The organism is Bacteroidota bacterium (genome assembly GCA_016706255.1).
Lineage (GTDB): Bacteria > Bacteroidota > Bacteroidia > Chitinophagales > BACL12 > UBA7236.
Window position 1 is genome coordinate 893,809 of sequence record JADJJZ010000003.1, and the last position, 17,465, is coordinate 911,273.

General features: G+C 33.4%; 8 protein-coding genes and 2 pseudogenes. 4 read left to right on the plus strand and 6 right to left on the minus strand.

The genetic code is table 11. The features are described from left to right. Positions 1-152: 152 nt before the first annotated feature. Both IPI65_05650 and IPI65_05655 read right to left on the minus strand, forming a co-directional pair. A complete protein-coding gene (locus tag IPI65_05650; GenBank protein MBK7441012.1) occupies positions 153-1,592 on the minus strand; it encodes a T9SS type A sorting domain-containing protein in 1,440 nt (479 codons plus the stop codon). After that, positions 1,589-1,849: pseudogene (locus tag IPI65_05655) on the minus strand (GIY-YIG nuclease family protein). Before IPI65_05655 ends, IPI65_05650 begins: the two are co-directional and overlap by 4 nt. A 333-nt stretch (positions 1,850-2,182) precedes the next feature. On the opposite strand from IPI65_05655, the gene IPI65_05660 reads away from it, so the two are divergent. From IPI65_05660 to IPI65_05675, 4 genes are all read left to right on the plus strand, one after another. Further along, positions 2,183-3,424, plus strand: coding sequence for a phage integrase SAM-like domain-containing protein (locus IPI65_05660; protein ID MBK7441013.1), 1,242 nt, complete (start codon positions 2,183-2,185; stop codon positions 3,422-3,424). Positions 3,425-4,016: 592 nt separating this feature from the next. Beyond that, entirely contained in the window at positions 4,017-5,336 is a 1,320-nt protein-coding gene (locus IPI65_05665; GenBank protein MBK7441014.1) for a T9SS type A sorting domain-containing protein, read from the plus strand. Between the two features lie 1,165 nt (positions 5,337-6,501). Next, the gene (locus IPI65_05670; GenBank protein ID MBK7441015.1) at positions 6,502-6,789 is read left to right on the plus strand and encodes a hypothetical protein; all 288 of its coding nucleotides are present in this window, start codon (positions 6,502-6,504) and stop codon (positions 6,787-6,789) included. A gap of 850 nt (positions 6,790-7,639) precedes the next feature. Beyond that, complete coding sequence (locus IPI65_05675; GenBank protein MBK7441016.1) at positions 7,640-8,332, plus strand: hypothetical protein; 693 nt, start codon at positions 7,640-7,642, stop codon at positions 8,330-8,332. 260 nt (positions 8,333-8,592) lie between these two features. Here IPI65_05675 and IPI65_05680 read toward each other — a convergent pair whose 3' ends face one another. The 4 genes and pseudogenes from IPI65_05680 to IPI65_05695 all read right to left on the minus strand — a co-directional run bounded on the left by IPI65_05680 (position 8,593) and on the right by IPI65_05695 (position 17,416). Next, positions 8,593-9,123: a hypothetical protein gene (locus IPI65_05680; protein ID MBK7441017.1), complete on the minus strand. Its 531-nt coding sequence runs from the start codon at positions 9,121-9,123 to the stop codon at positions 8,593-8,595. A gap of 36 nt (positions 9,124-9,159) precedes the next feature. Beyond that, the gene (locus tag IPI65_05685; GenBank protein MBK7441018.1) at positions 9,160-10,572 is read right to left on the minus strand and encodes an AAA family ATPase; all 1,413 of its coding nucleotides are present in this window, start codon (positions 10,570-10,572) and stop codon (positions 9,160-9,162) included. Then, positions 10,573-12,126, minus strand: coding sequence for an RNA-dependent DNA polymerase (locus IPI65_05690; protein MBK7441019.1), 1,554 nt, complete (start codon positions 12,124-12,126; stop codon positions 10,573-10,575). A 430-nt stretch (positions 12,127-12,556) separates the two neighbouring features. Beyond that, positions 12,557-17,416 (minus strand): annotated as a pseudogene (locus tag IPI65_05695) (DEAD/DEAH box helicase). Between the last annotated feature and the right edge of the window lie 49 nt (positions 17,417-17,465).

Here is a 17,465-nt window from a genome sequence, read left to right on the forward strand (position 1 = left end):
CTCCTGTGGGCTTTCCACTTCAATCCCTAACGCGATTCGGAGTTCGAAATTTCAATTTGGTTTATTAACAAAATTAAAAATGCATAATTGATGTCAAGTTCATTTGACGAAGCGATGCTAATTTAATTGGAAATTAATTAATTTAATTTATTTCACGATTTAATAAATTTAAGCGATTTAATTGCATTACCACTATAAATTGCAATTTGATAAACGCCAGCAGGAAGTTGATCAACAGGAATACTTAAAATATTATCCGGTGAATTCGATTTTACTGTTTTACTGAGCAACTGTTTTCCCATAATATCAAAAACAATAAATGTGAAATCTGAATTTAAATTATTATTCCATGTTAAATTAATAATAGCATTTGCCGGATTTGGATAAATTTCAAATCCAGATGCATGATTTGATAATTCATTAATTGGAATTACACAATCTGTAGTAAAAGTTACTACATTAGAAGGTGTAAGTTCATCGTTGCATTCGGTAACCATATATGCTTCGTATGCAGTACATGGTTCAAGGTCATGTAAAATGAGCGGACTGACAAGCGCATCAGCGGTATCTGTTTCTCCAGAAACTAGGTTGGTATAAATGATTTTATAAACATGAGCAAGTTCAGCGGTCCATGATATTTTTGCAGTTGTTGTAGTAATTGCCGTAGCTGAAATTGTTGTGTCAGGTAAACACTCCACGATATAATCATTGTTGAGTGTTGCAAGGTATGCTTCTTCCATTGCTGCAGGAGCAAACACATAGGCGAAAATAAATTCAACAGAATCGCCGGGCGCAAGTTCAGGTCTATAAAATGACATTTGCATTGAAATATCTCCTCCCTCCGATCCGACGATTGAAAACCCACCGGTACCCCAAAATGGATCATCCAAATCACTATCAGTCAATTGAAAATTTCCATAAGATCCGCGAGCAAGAGGGTCGCCGGCTACCATACCCAGAAATAGACCATAAGTAAAACTTTTAGCATAAGAATAATTAGAATCAACATTAACTCCATTTTCGGTGGCATAATCACCTGTCCACATTTGTTCATTGTCAGGATCAATTAATCGCACATAATAAATATTTTCTAATGTATCAGGCGAAATATTTATTAGTTTCAATTTTGTCAGGAAAAATAATTTATTAGCATACGCTGTTGTTGTTTGTTTTATAATAACATCGGTAGTATCTGCAATCCATTCAACAGTAATGCTGTCATCGTTTGCCGAATAACTAAAAATACTGCCCGGCATATCAGCAAAACCAGATGCGCCATTATATAAATTATCCCCATTCCAACTTAACCCCCATTGTTCAACAGGAGTCCCCGGGGCCACAAAATCACCGCTATAAGCCGGGCTACCCATATCCCAGCCATTCATGTCGTAATCCGCAATAATGCCATAAGCCGGATTGGGATTATCCAGTAAAATATAGCCTTCCGGAACTGTGTCGGTAATATATGCGCCATTTTCATTAATAGCTACCTCAACCAAATTAGTTTTGATAAATGCATTATCATCAACCATCTGTGAAGAAGCTTGATAGGTAATCAAGCTTAAGGAAATTAAGGATAAAAGTGTTTTCATAACCTATTGTTTCTCCAAAAATAATTGTTTTTTAATTTTCTTTTGCCAGCCGCAGACTTAAAATAAATTTCACGTTTTCGTGCAGCTTCAAATCCTTCACATTGTTAAGTATAAAAAATCGACCAAGGTTTAAATGCTTTAGTATATCGATTTTTTCCGGAATTATGTTCTTTTAACCTTCGTTCCGGATCAGTAGAAATTCCGACATAAATTTCATCATTGATTTTGTTTTTAAGTGCATAAACAGTCACTACCATATTTTTTGTTTTAAGGGTAAAAAAAAAGACCAATAAGCAAAATGCTGATTGGTCTTTTTAATAAATGGTTGTAGCCGTAGTGCTGACGTGTCAGGGAACCAGAATGAAAATCAACCAATTTTAATATCAACTCAAAAAAGACCAATAAGCAAAATGCTGATTGGTCTTTTTAATAAATGGTTGTAGCCCGTAGGGGACTTATCAAATATTAATGTCGTTTTCCTTGTTCTTACATAAACTACTGTAAATCAGTAAAATATGATTTTATTTTAGGTTTAGAATTGCATGTCTGACATCGTTTAACCTACCTTTGCTCGACAAATGCTCGACAAAATGAAAAGTATAAAAACAATTATCCGCAACAAAACCACAAAAGTAGACGGCACAGCTCCGATCTACTTTCAGTATTCTTATGACCGTGAAAAAAGAACATTATTAAAGACAGGAAAATACATAGAACCTGCTTTTTGGAGTGAAGACAAACAAAAGGTAAAACCCTCTCATCCTGCCGAAGAACAAATAAATGATTTTTTGAAATCTCAGAAATTAAAACTGGAAAAAATTATAGATGATGCTCTGATGCTAAAGCAAGATCCTACCATAAACTTTGTAATTGAAAAGTATAAAACAGATGTATTATTAAATGCTCCTAAAGTGAATGGCTTTTACGATATACTTGACCAATATGTTGAAACAGCTAAATCAAGAATATCAAAAGGTATAATTTCGGACTATGGAACTTTAAAACAATACTTACAGGATTTTGAAGAGTTTAACAAAACTACAGTGTCTTTTGCAACAATTACAAAGCCTTCAACCTATGATGATTTCCTGACCTACCTGAAAACAGAAGTAAAAAATCAAAGAGGCGGCAAAGGCCTGAAAATTAATTCCGTTGGCAAACACGCAAAAAACCTGAAAGCATTCTTGAATAATTGTATACGCCGCGAAATTATTCCGCATACCGACCTCCGATTTATGAAAAAACTCAGTGAAAAAGCTTTTTCCGTTTATCTGAATGAAGCAGAACTGGAACGTTTACATAAATTTGACCTCAGCAAAAAACCGGAAAAAGAAATTATCCGTGACCTCTTCCTGATTGGTGCAGAAACCGGATTGCGTTTTTCCGATTACTCACGGCTATCTAAAAACCACCTAAAAGAGAATTTTATCCGCATCAGCACCATCAAAACGCAGGACATGGTAGTTATTCCTATCTCAGCCCGTTTAAAGTCCGTATTGAGCAAATATGAAGATCATTCTGTATTCCAGATAACCAACCAATACTTTAACCGGGAACTAAAAGAAATACTCAAACTGGCCGACTTTACCGAAAAAGTAGTAATCCCCACAAAAAAAGGAACCAAGACCATTGAGAAGACTTTCGAAAAATGGGAATTAGTATCTTCGCATACTTGCAGGCGGTCATTTTGCACCAATCAATTTTTGAAGGGAGTGCCTTCATTGTTGATACGCAAGATCAGCGGACATAAGACAGAAAAGGCTTTTTTGGAATATATAAAGGTGGATGAGGAGTTGGCGGCGAAAGAGATGATGAAGTATTGGAATATGTGACGCGGACTTTAATAGACAAATCCATTTAAACGGAATTAAATGCTCTATCACATGGGGGCAATTTGTTAAATGGTGTAGTTAAAACCATAAATATAAAAAAATGAAGAATCCTACACTAATTAGAAAGAATAAAAAAGGAAATATTACCTTAAAGAATATTTTATGGGTTGATGGTAGTAATTTTCTCTAGTTTGAGTATGGGATTCAAAAAGGAGAAATAACAGAATTATCACCTGCATTATACCGGACAATGTATAAAAGACGAAAGATTTGCGGGTAGCAGACGGATAAGGAGTGTTAGAATATATAAAAAGGAATGCCGAGTTGCTGAAAAGGGGATGATGCGATATTGAAATTATGAAAACTACTTAATTTATCCTAGCTAATAATTTTATAGCTTTTGCATACTTCCTTTAATTTGATTCCAATTCATCATAATTTCTCCATTTTGCTCAGATTTATAATCAAAAATATGAGTTTTGAGCAATTTGGTAGAATTTTTATTTGTTTTTTCACCTATTTTATAATATTTTTGCTAACCTGACTTGAATTTCAAAAGAAGAGGAATTAAATTAATAACCAATTACATGCTATGAAAACAATCAATATACTATTATTATTGCTACTCTCAAACTGGAGTTTTTCGCAAATTACACTAGATTATTATTTGGAATGTATCCCTTGCGCACCAGCTGCTGGGGATGCGACATTAAGGTATTCAGATCAGAATACAGGTGCAATAATTGGGACATTTACTTCAACTGAATGTTACCTGGATATTAAGGGAATATTGCTACTTGAAGAAGGAGAAATTATCATTCCACTACAACCACCAATACTTTATTATGCAGAAGACTTTATTATCAGTGACCTGGTAAAATATGATGATAAAATGATTGCCTCAGGCAGTGTTGGTATACAATTTATTGACTCGTGGTCAAACCTTGATGGTTTATATGTGGAAGTCCAGAATATGGATATGGAGCTTGATGATATTCAGTTAGCAGTTGACACAACACATAACCTTCTTTATTTCGGAGGTGGACAAATTGAAAGTGTGAATGGTTTTGAAGAGAATGTTTTCTTTGGTTATTATGATGGTGATTCGGTTTATTTAGTAGATGTTCCGTTTTCTGAAGAATATGGAATGACCAGTATGGTTGTCCCTGAACCTGGGTTGGTATGGTTTGTTTCTTCTGGAGTAGGTGGGGGTATTTATGAATATAACTATTCTACTGATGAACTTATTGAAATCGATGATCCACTTAATATTATTATTCCTAATTACCTTAAATTCACTGAGAAAATGTCGGACGGATACATATATGCATATGGTTGGAATTTAGAAGATGGTATGACCTATATTGCAAGGTATCAGGATGGTGTTTGGAGTGAGCCTATAGCAACGTTTGGAGTCGATTTAATAGATGGTGGGAATGGAATTATCTATGCCAGCGGATGCTTGGACTATGACTGTCTAAATAATTTCGGGATATTTAATTATCCCGTGCTAATTCCGGCAGAACTTCAAAATGCTTCCCTAAGTGGATATATAGAAGGGTTGGTGCAAAATGATGAGTTATTTATTCTAGGGCCTTTACATGTGACAAGTGATTGCTCTTGGTTTGGAAAATTCTCCTTGGATAATCCGCTTACTATTTTTGAAGATTATTCGAATCCTATTTCCGTTTATCCAAATCCTGTAAAAAACGGATTTACTTTTGATCTTCCTCAGATTTTTACCGAAGAAAAAGTTTACGTGGAAGTCATAGATCAATTTGGAAAAAAAGTAACAGATTTAGTATATGTAGAAAATGATTTCATTAATATGGAAAAAGTTTCCAATGGAATTTACTGTTTAATAATCCAAACTTCTACAAAAGTATTTTATTCAAAATTTGTAAAAATTTAATATAGTGGTAAAAATGCAAGTAGGTAAGTGCCGATGAAAATTAACGTCGCTAAATATTTGTTGTATTTCAGTTAAAAGTTGGTGCAATTCGCGTAAAGAGGCTGAAAATCACCTGAGCGCCCTTAAATCGGCTGATGCGGCGCTTCGCAATTCGTCCCTATTAAAAAATATTCTTGTTTAAACTAAATTATTATGAGAAGATCACAGGTTGGAATGTACGTTTAAAGCGCAATGTTACTTTCAAATTTTTGCCTATTACGCTACTTGCAAACGGGCAATACTAGCCAGACGAGGAAATATTTGGCAATATTGGGATTTTTAATAAGGCTTCAGAGATTTCTTCATTAATTCCGGATGAAGAAATTATAAACCTTCCTTAGAATCAAATATTAATGATCCCAAATTTTATCAACTATTCTTTTCAATATATTCTATAGTTAACTAAAATTATATTTTGCAAAATCAAATTCAGTCAACTTCGGATCAATTATTTTTGTTTCATCATAATTGATGTTGTAAAGATGATATGCCATTACTTTAACCGGGAACTCAAAGAAATCCTAAAGCTGTCCGAATTTACAGAAAAAGTAGTGATACCTACAAAAAAAGGAACCAAGACCATTGAAAAGACTTTCGAAAAGTGGGAGTTGGTATCTTCTCATACTTGTAGAAGGTCTTTTTGCACAAATCAATTTCTTAGGGGAGTACCCTCATTATTGATGCGCAAGATTAGCGGGCATAAGACAGAGAAGGCGTTTTTGGAGTACATAAAGGTGGATGAGGAATTAGCGGCGAAGGAGGTGATGAAATATTCGGACTTAACGGCAAATAATTCAATTCGGGTAAAATAATAAGATCTTTGTTAACTTTAATTTAGTTATTCTCTATTTTATCGTGTCTAAATTGTTGTAAATCCCTTTTAATATTTGAATAACCCACACAATCATAATAAATTAGGAATATAAAATTCCAAATTTGAAAATTGCAATCAGGTATGTATACCACTAAAAAACGAGGTTTTCTAACAGTCAGGCTAGGAAGTGTAAAAATATGGATAGCAACCCCGGGAACAATCGGAAAAACAAGATCAAAAGAATTGAACGGTTGGGAGTTATGTTTTATATAAAATCTTATTTAATTTTACCGAAATTACAAAATACAAAAAATGGTAATAATTGAATTTAAGCGAGGAGATTTGTTGAAAAGTTTCGAAGATAACCTTAGTATCAAAGGAATTTCTTTGGATGCTGAATCTATTGAGCAATGTTTAATTCGAATTACCCAAATATTAGGAATGGAAGATGTTTCATTTATTATTAGACCTGAACCTTCAATCTATGATAAAGGAGTAATTCCTATTAGATTTACACGAAGGTCAAGATTTTCGGACAATGCCTTTTTCGAAGACCTAAAAAAGTTATCTGATTTTATTAATAATCAAGGCAATAGTTAGTTTTTATATCTCTAAGAAATAAGATTATTTATAAAATAAATAGGAAGATGGACTACTGGAACTATTACAATCGGCGGAGCCTTAAAACTTCGGTTGAAGGAGCTTAAAACATTATTTGACTACCTACCATTTTAGATTTCTGCTTCAAAGAAGACACCTCATTAGTATGCCACTATGGATATTTAAAATCCGGGCAAATCAAATCTGGTAGAATAAATTTAAGTCCAAGTATGGAAAAGGTAGGCAGCATTGATCTAACTGTGAAAATGGCGACTGATTTTCCTTACCTTGAATTTAATCACCATTCAAACGGAACTCCAATAAATTATCGAGTTAATTGCAGTATGACCGAAATATTCAGTTAATTAAGTTTCAAAAATTTCAAACTCTGGTAAAGGAATTGTACGTAATTCGCTTGCTCTAAAACCGGACCATTCCGTTTTCCAGATCAGCAATCAATATTATAACCGGGAACTCAATGAAATATTGAAACTGGCAGATTTTACCGAAAAGGTTGTGATCCCGACTAAAAAAGGAACCAAGACCATTGAAAAGACCTTCGAAAAGTAGGAGTTGGTTTCTTCGCATACCTGCAGGCGGTCGTTTTGCACAAACCAATTTTTAAAAGGTGTACCTTCGTTATTGATACGTAAGATTAGTGGACATAAGACGGAGAAAGCGTTTTTGGAGTATATAAAGGTGGATGAGGAGTTGGCGGCGAAGGAGATGATGAAGTATTGGCAGAATATATCTAATTGACAATTTTGAAATGATTGTAATCAAATAAAAATACAAGAAGTTAAATTATGTATTATATTTTTTATGAACAGGCGATGAAAAAATCAATGCCATGAAACTTTTTAAGATTATATTCTTTATCATATTTATACTTATGCTAGGCTCCCAACTAAAAGTGAGGTATGATGAAAAAAGAAATCAGATAGAAGCTGCAAATGCCTACAAAGTTAATTTGAATGCGTGTATTTACTCTCCATTTACTAAATTAAATCCTCCTTATTTCCAAGGCACTGAAGGTTATATAAAGCCGAATAGGTCTGACAACGAAAGGGACCATATTTATCCTCGGAAAATTAAAACATATACCCAGATCGGTCCGAATAAATATCGTGCAACCAGTTTTACATTAAATGAAAGAATCCCTGTTAAAGTAATTGATGAAAATATCACAACAAACTATCTTGGGCATTATGGATATTTAACTGTTCAATGCCTTGATACACTTCAGGATAAATTATTTATAATTTCAGATAAGTCATTTTCCGCTATACGATATTGGGAATGCCCTTTTACTAAAGCTATCTTACAGGCGCCGACACTTGCTAAATTAAAACTAGGGGCGGAACCACCATTATATGAGGGTGAATGGGTGAACTTAAGTGAGAAAGCCGTTATAATTTGTGTCAGGGTTTATGGAACTAATGATAAATATGTTGAAGGATATATCTATGATCCACAGAGTAAAATTAATTACTCTCATTCAATTAATATAAATACAGATATTTTAATTCCATTAGAATATTAGATTGAAAATAATTAAACTTTGGTATTTTATTAATCGCCTAGAATAAGCAATATTTATTTGAGGTTGATTTAACAAACCAATTTCAAAAATGTTCGCCTTCGCTGTGAATTCGTAGGGTCATGGGACATTAAACGGTGGATACTAGTTGGGAAAAAAATTAAGTTTATTAATTTTAATCTTTTATATTAAAATCACTATATAAAATTTACGTCCATTACCACCGGGATTCTGCAATATGAAAACTACAGAATAAGTTGAATTTAATTTATTAATATAAAGTTTTTAAAGTTTCGATATAAATCTTCGTTTATATGATTTAGCCTTAATAATCTATCAAGAAGTTCCAGATAATGGGTATAAAACTCATATCCTGCATGTCCACTTTTTTTAATATCTCCCAATGTAAAGGTTCTCCCTACTAAATAAACTTTATGAATTAATTTATGCATTAAATCCCAATGCGAATAACCCTGAATATCATATCGTTTAACAACCCCTTCACTGTCCTTAATATCAATGCGCATATTAAAAGGCAGGCCATTGATTACCCAAAACTCTTCACTACTAAGTACTAAAACGGTATCCCTGATTGTAAATTGAATCCCATTTCCAATTACGTCAAGGAATTCATATTTGTAATATGAATATAAATTTCCCGCTTGCGATTGATTTGTTTGATGATGCACTCTTTTTAAAACACAGAATATGTCCTCAGGCAAAGTGTTTGGAATAAAATCTTTTAATTGCTCAACTCCGAGTTTCTTAGTTATTTTGTAGAATTCATCTTTCATTGTTTGTTTTTTAAATTTTAGTTATTAAATATAATGTTATACCAACCACCAATCATTAGCCAAATTTAACTCAACTTTTGTTCTTGTCACCGCAGTGTACCACCACCGAAATAATTCCGGCTGCCGCATTCCATACATACTCTTTTCAAGAAATAAAAATATATTATCCCATTCTCCTCCCTGAGATTTATGACACGTCACAGCATAACCATAAGTTGCGCGTAAACAATTTAGGAAATCATCTTTCATCATTTCTTCTCGATATCGATCACTATTTCCTTTAATACCCTTACTTTTCATTCTCCTATTGAAATCTACCATAATTGCTTTATTCTGTTCCTTTGTAAAATTATTGGTTCTATTATATAAAACATCCAAGGCAAGTAAAATTTCATAGTCGGTTTCTGATAAAACTGCTCTAACCCTTACACTTTGGAAATGTAAATTAGCCTGTATTCGAATTTCTCCAAGGGATGTGACAACTACGAAATCTCCATTAGTAAGCGGAACTTTATAGTTATTTTGGGTTACTAATAGGATATCATTAACCTGTAGTGGTAAATCCAATGACCCATATAAATCTCGCCGAAATGCCCTGTTTAGGTTTTGAACTGTTTTGTTACTTCGGGCAATTGCTAATGCACCATTGTATCCTACTTCATTATATTTTTTAAAATAGTTATTAAACAATTCTTTTGTAGAAATGTGTATTTTAATATCATGGAATTTAGAAACGGGTAATTTTGGAAACTTAGGTGGGTTATTTATTAAGTTCAGGTTTCTAATTTCCCATGCGAAAAAAACAAGATCACTATTTTTCGTTCGTTCAATTTGCTGAAGATTATAATGAATTACTATTCGATTTTGCTCTGTTACCCAATTTCGGTCTAAAGCAGGACTATAAATTTGTCCGACTGGAGGTAATTGAAAAGGATCGCCGATAAAAATGACTTTATTATTTTTAACTGCTAAAAAAAAATCAATTAAAAGATATCCTGAACCGAATTTAGCTAAGGAGTCGTCAGATAGAATGCTGGACAGCATTGATGCTTCATCAACTATGTATAGTTTTTTTTCTTCATCAGGTTCTCTTAAGGCGAATTGCATTGTCATTTGACCATACCTATCAATTGTTGCTTCCGGTGGAAGTTCTTCATCGGCGCCATCAACTCTAGTAAAGTGGTATAGCTCACTATGAACAGTTTTAGCTTCAAATCCAGTTTTGCCTCTTAAAACAGCAGCAGCTCTCCCAGTTGAAGCAAGCATACAGAAATTCATATTATTTTCCTCCAACCATTTACCTAAATACTGCATTAAAAATGTTTTCCCTGTGCCTGCGTAACCTGTCAGAATAAATGTGTTTGCAGCTGGATGATTTAAAAAGTACTTAATTAGCTTAAATGCCTCTTTTTGGTCATTATTTAATATTTCCTTTGAAGATGCCGACATTTAATTATTCAAAAGTTTATTTAAAATATTCCAATGTCTTTTAGTTTGTTTTTTAATATTATTGTGCCCTATAATTTTGGATGCCTTGAAAGCATAGGATAAAAAGTTCCCCCAATTATATGAATCACTTTTTACAAATTTTTTTTCCTTTGAATTCCAAAGATATTTTCTAGTTCTTTTTGCTCCTTTGTACGAGAATCTTTTGTATAATCTTCTTTTAAAAATGATTCCTTTATTCTTACTAAAAATACTTTTTGAATAATATTTAGCCTTTCTAACGGAGCGTTTCATTTTACGGTAATAACCAGATAGACTTGCTGACTTTAATAAAACATTTTCACCATTAAATTCAAACCCGAGGTAAATAAAATTTTTATTCCAATTTACAACTGTATTAAACTCCTGCCCACAAATTAATTTTCCATTTTCCCTCTTAAATTGAAATATTTGAGTTTTAGTTGGTTGAATTTCCAATTTGTATTTTTCAATTTCTTTATATACGAGTTTCAATAATTCCTCTTTTATATTTAAAGGACAAACAACAACAATATCATCAGAATATCTTTTATAAATACTATTGTGGGTCGTAATAAAATCATTGATTGTCTTATCAAAGTGTAGTAGATACATATTTGCCAAAACGGAACTAATTGGTGAGCCTTGTGGAATGCCAAAGTCACGGTAAATTACAGTGCCATTCTTTAATTTTTTGGTTTTAGAAGGTTGAAGGAGCTTACCCTTCAATTTAAAAAAATCTTCTTTAGTGCAAAAGGCAATTGCATTCTGATTTCTTAAAAAGCGCATCCTGTCAACTTTCTTTTGTTTAATCTCAAGGGGAACGCCAAATTTATTTACTTTTCGAACGTAGATTTTATTCTTAAATTCATCAAAAATATCAACAATATCTACATGGCTGAATCTTGTAATATTTTTGAATACGTTAAAATGATCTGGACTTAATCGTGATACGCCTAATACCTCTGCCCAAATTTCTCTTAAAAGCTTATGGTTTAAGTTGTCAAAGAAACTGGAAATATCAAATGCGATTACTGCAAATTCATCTTTTGGATAACTCCGAATAAATTTGAAGACATCATTAGCGAAATCGATATTGCATTTATTAGAGCTATTTTTATTTTTAGGATTTACAGGAATTGAACGATATGCATTCACGACCGGATCTAAATTATAGCCATTGCTTTTGATTTTGATTTCATAGTGGTCAGAAAGTAACTTCGCATAATAACTAAAAATCAGCGAATCCAAATGGTTTGCGTAAAAAAGTTCTCGTGTTTTATGAGAGGATATTCTTTGCAATTTATTTTCTTTTTTGTTATTTTCATTAATTTTTCCATCGTGTGGTAAATATTCCTTCCTGAATTTTTTAACTGTAGAGGTTTTGTGGATGAAGGGTAAAAAAGCATGTTTTGCAATTATTTCTGGACTTGTGACATATTTTTCAATCCAGATATGTCGTTCACTATAATTTAATGGCAATCCAATGTGTGGATACCGCTTAATTTTAAACCAATCTTTATTTTTCTTAATAACCATACTGAAAAAAATAAAGTGAGCAGCGAAGACCCAATGCGAAGCTATTTGCTTTTAGAATTAGTTTCCCAATTCCCGAAATATGCATGCTGTTTCGGCACCGAAATGCCGCTCCGACTCAAGCTGGGTAACGAAATAATAATCGTATATTTACATCTAAATTCAATAATGAACCTAAAGAAACATATAATCATCAAGGTTGGCCTCGTAGCTGTTATGCTATTTGGCCAGCTGAATGCAGCTTTATCTGAAAATTGTCCAGAAATCGCTTGCATTTCAGAAATACCTTGTCCTCAACAGTTTTTCAAGTTGAGTGCAGAACTTTCGTTCATACCATAAAACGCATACTTCAGCCTCTTCGACTGCTCACAAAATTATTTTATAAACGTTAAATATAGCTTTGATTTTCAAAAATACAAGTATAATTAATAAGCTATTCAAAATTTAACTTCGGCAATCCCTCCACAATATCCACCGTCTGCACACTCACATTAATAACACTCAACAACAAATCTAATATATATCTTGGATTTCCAACCTCTTCTGCCCAATCATTGGGGTCGTTTTTGATACCGCTTTCTTTGTGGGTTGTGACTTGGTAACGCTCCATTATCCATTCTATTGCACTTTTGCCATTCACTATGTATTGATATGCCTTTTCCGGAATATCTTCAATAGTGATAAGACCATTATATGAAATTGTTTCTTTTTGGCCTTTTTTTGGAAAGCGCATTTTTGTTACTTTAAAGTTATTATATTCTGCCCCAATTAGGATAAGATCTTCATACGGAGGCACTTTTTCATAGTTGATGTGTAATTCTGCTAATTGTCTGCCTGCTTTGCTGAATTTCCAGAAATCTTTTACTTCTTCAACTAAAGGAATGCGAGGTAACATTTTTTTTAAATCATTAGCGAACTTTATTTTGTATTCAGGTGAATGTAAAAAACCATAGACATAATAAAAGATATCTTCTTTAATTACTGTTTTACTGTACAATTTTTGCGCTCGTTCCAATATTAGATCACTAATTCCATCTCTTCGGATGTATTCACTATCATCAAACTTATCAAATAAACTTGGATTTTGTTTCTGATGCACGTCATAGTAATAAAGTGGAAAGCATTGGCAACCTCCATCATACATATTTAAATCAGGTATACTATCTGAAATCAATGAGGCGAATCCTTTTCTTTCTCCCAATCCCGGAATTGTAATCACTCTATTATCCAATGTGTTGTTTGGAAAAAGTTTTGGAATTTTATACACCATATCATTAATTTCACGAGCAAAATAAACATTCTGTTTGAAAAAAGGTCGATATAGGCCTTTTCTTAAACTAGTGGAATTAAATTTGTGAATTTTATTCTTTTCAATGTCTTGCTTGAGACCTCTATTCCAAGTGATTTTAGTTGAATCAAAATCCAGAAAATCTTCTAGCTGTAAACTTTTATTTTTACTCAACTCATTAATGTAAGCAACACGTTGTTCATTGTAAAAAATGATTAGATTTTTAATATTTTTTTGCAGAATTATTAGGGATGAATTATAGCACCATGCATCGCGGGCAGTGGCGAGCCCTCGACTGTAAAATTGATTAAATATTGTAGGTTCTTTTGCATCATCTTTGTTACCCATCGAAATATAAGTATTAAAAATAGCATTTCGTTGACTGAGCCAATCACCATTTTGTTCCGGCGCTAATAACTTCCAATTTATATCAATATTCTTTATAGATTTATACTTCTTTATTTTATGAAGTTTTTCTTTGCGATTTAAATAATCGCCAATGTCAAAGTAATTTATTGTGGCAATTCCTGTGTGCTTTGGTTTTTTTATTAGAATTGTGATTGCAACTCCGGTTACAATGTCAAATATATTTTGGCCCTCTTGTTTCGCCGAATCTCCAGATCTACCTCTAATTGATCCCCGTAAATCTGCTACATAAATATTAGAAAATTCTTTTTGGATAACCTTTCTAAACCCATCAGTAGCATTGGTATCTAACCAACCTGAATTTGTAATAAAGGCAATTATACCACCCTGTTCTTTATCTAATCTATCAGTAGCCCAACGGAATGCTTTTATATACGAATTATATAAAGAGTTTTTGTTTGTAGCGACTGTTTCTGCAGCGTATGTTTTAGCAATCCGAGAATGGAGTTGCGTATAAACTTGATTTTGAGAATTGTCATTAGTGGATTTCTGACCAACAGAATATGGTGGGTTTCCAATAATTACTCTAAGTGGAGTTTTTTTCTGAGATGCCACTCTCTCCGAATTTTGTGGAAACATTTCACTAAATAATTTATCATCCCCTTCACTCTCCCCTAATTGAAAAGTATCCGTCAGACAAATTCCATCAAAGGACGTATATTCCTTTTCACCTAATGCATCGTGAAAAGCATTTTCAATATTTACAGCCGCAATGTAGTATGCCAATAAGACAATTTCATTAGCATGAATTTCTTTGTGGTATTTGCGGTATAAATCTTTCTTCTCAATTAATCCACTTTGGAATAATCTTGAAATAAATGTTCCTGTTCCTGTAAATGGATCAAGTATGTGAATATTTTCATCGGTAAGACTACGGTTAAATTCCTTTTTTAAAACATCATTTACTGAGTGGATAATAAAATCAACAACTTCTACTGGGGTATAAACAATACCTAATTTCTCCACCATTTTTGGCATTGCGGTTTTAAAATATTTTTCGTATAATTCCAATATTATCTTTTGTTTGCCTTCCGAATTGTCAATTCCTTCTACACGCTTGCGGACACTTGCGTAAAATTTTGAAAGGGATTCTGTGTCTTTATCCAATGCTTGGTCATCTAGTAGCTTTAGCATTTTTTCCATTGCAATGGAGATCGGGTTATTTTTTACAAAGGAATATTTTTCAAACAAGGCTTCAAAAACCTGAGCAGTTATGATATGCTGAGACAACATTTCAATAGCTTCATCTTGATTAATATTCGGGTTAATATTTTTCGAAGTCCGCCAAGAAAGCGATTAAATTCTTTATCATATTTTGGCGTTTCTTTAATTAATCTGTTAATACGTTCAACATGGCGTTGCGCAATTTCTGCAACACTTTTTAGCCCATTGCTCCCAATATAATCTGTCGCCAACTTTATTTACCATTCGGGCATAAACTACATTCTGCAATTGTTCGAATTGCAATGCCATTTGCTGACTTATATCTTTTGATGTTCCCGTAGCTAATTCTGGATCAAAAGGAACAGGCGTTCCGTCCTCAAATGTATATTCGGGACGACCAACCAAAATTTGTTCCGGTCGACTTTTGTTCAGTTCAATTTTATTTACAATTGCATTAAATCTGTCATCATGTGCACGCAGCGCATTTAAGACTGTCCAAACTACTTTATATCGTTCATTAGAATCAAGAGCTTTATCTGCTTCAACTGTTGATGGAACCACAACCGGAATAATGATATATCCATATTTTTTCCCCGGAGATTTGCGCATCACTCTTCCAACAGACTGAACCACATCAACCTGTGAATTGCGGGCTGATAAAAACATTACTGCATCCAAGGAAGGAACATCTACCCCTTCACTTAAACACCTTACATTGGTAAGCACACGGCATTCATTATTTTCAGTATCTTCTTTCAGCCAACCTAATAAATTATCGCGTTCCGGTGCAGACATTGTTCCATCAACATGTTTGGAAGCAACAGAAACCATTTGTTCCATCTTTTCAGTTGGTAATGAATTTATATATGCACTTGTAGCTAAATTGAAAGTTGAAGTAATTTTTCCTGAGATTTTAATACTCTGACAAAACGCCACAGCTCTTCGCATAGGATTAGGGTCAGTTGATTTTATAATTCCTTCATCACCTAAAATTTGTTTTGATAGTGCATTAATACATCCAATTAATTTTGAAGCATCATCGGAATTTATTTCGCTTTCTTTATCAGCTATCATTTTTTGCACTGCCGGAGGAACATCTTGATCACTTAATGTTAAGATCAATACTTTATAATCGGTCAGTAATCCACGTTCAACAGCTTCTCCAAATCCAATACGATAAATTTCTTCACCGTATAAATTCACATCATCCATAGAGCATAAAATTGCTTCTGCCTGTGCGGCTTTGCTTTTAACTTCATCGTTATATAAACGCGGAGTAGCGGTCATATACAAGCGTTTTTTCGCTTTTATAAAATTATTGTCATGTACTTTAACAAATGCAGATTCTTCTTCATCAGCAATGGTTACACCTGTTGTTCTGTGTGCTTCGTCACAAATAATTAAATCAAATTCGCCAAAATTATTTTGTGTTTTTATTAATTCTTTCTGAGCTTTCGAAATAACCTCAATTGATTGATATGTAGAAAAGACAACTGTCATTCCGGCATTTCCCTTTGTTTTGATCCTGTGAAATTGTTGCACGATATCTTTCATATTTGTGGAAGCAGGTAACGCTAGATCCACAATGCTAAATCCGTCAGAATCATCATTTTTTTTCCGACTTTGGCTAACTTCCGAGTCAGAACAAATACAAATAGCATTAATTGGCTCATCCGCTTCGTTACTCCATTCCCTTAATGTTTGTCCAAGCAAAGCAATAGATGGAACCAAAAAAAGTACTAATCCTTTTTTATTCGTTTCATTTTCTGCAATTTTCAGTGAAGCAATTGTTTTTCCGGTTCCACATGCCATAATTAATTTACCACGGTCATGTGTTAAAAAATATTCATGAGTAGCAGTTCTTACTTCATAAATATGTGGAAACACATCTTTTTTCTTAGATCGCGCAGATTCACCATGAATACCTTTCTCTAATTTTTCCCAATCAACCTTAGCTTCCTTTAAATCATTTAAATTTAATCTGGTAACAGGCGGAATTTGGTTTCTTATTGCTTCCTCTGCATTGGAACCCCATTTTTTGCCCGTAGTATCTATCCAAAGGCAATTAGTAAACCGGGTAGTTTTTAAATCCTCGTTTTTAAACTCCCGGCTTGAAGTGGCAAGAAACGAATCCACAGAGGGTTTATTTATAACGGCATCCTCAGCAAAACATTTACATTGAATTGCCCAAAAGTCCCCTTCCTGAGTAAGTGCAACCAGATCAATCCCTGTATCTTGTCCCCCAAAGTCGTTTTTTGCAAAAAAATCATTCCACATCCACACATTCTTAAACTTATACTGATATTTTGGCTCCGTTTGAAGGTAAGCCTGCATAAGCCGCTCGAACCGTGTGCCTTTATCGTGTTCGGAGAATGAATATTTGCGGTATTTGGTTAGGAGCTGAGTAAAGGTCATGGGATAAAAATAATATATTTATGGAAAATTTAAAATGAAATATACCTTA

Coding starts and splice junctions, on each gene's coding strand:
- IPI65_05665 (MBK7441014.1), top strand. CDS start 4,017: ATGAAAACAATCAATATACTATTATTATTGCTACTCTCAAACTGGAGT.
- IPI65_05685 (MBK7441018.1), bottom strand. CDS start 10,572: ATGTCGGCATCTTCAAAGGAAATATTAAATAATGACCAAAAAGAGGCA.
- IPI65_05675 (MBK7441016.1), top strand. CDS start 7,640: ATGAAACTTTTTAAGATTATATTCTTTATCATATTTATACTTATGCTA.
- IPI65_05660 (MBK7441013.1), top strand. CDS start 2,183: ATGAAAAGTATAAAAACAATTATCCGCAACAAAACCACAAAAGTAGAC.
- IPI65_05670 (MBK7441015.1), top strand. CDS start 6,502: ATGGTAATAATTGAATTTAAGCGAGGAGATTTGTTGAAAAGTTTCGAA.
- IPI65_05650 (MBK7441012.1), bottom strand. CDS start 1,592: ATGAAAACACTTTTATCCTTAATTTCCTTAAGCTTGATTACCTATCAA.
- IPI65_05690 (MBK7441019.1), bottom strand. CDS start 12,126: ATGGTTATTAAGAAAAATAAAGATTGGTTTAAAATTAAGCGGTATCCA.
- IPI65_05680 (MBK7441017.1), bottom strand. CDS start 9,123: ATGAAAGATGAATTCTACAAAATAACTAAGAAACTCGGAGTTGAGCAA.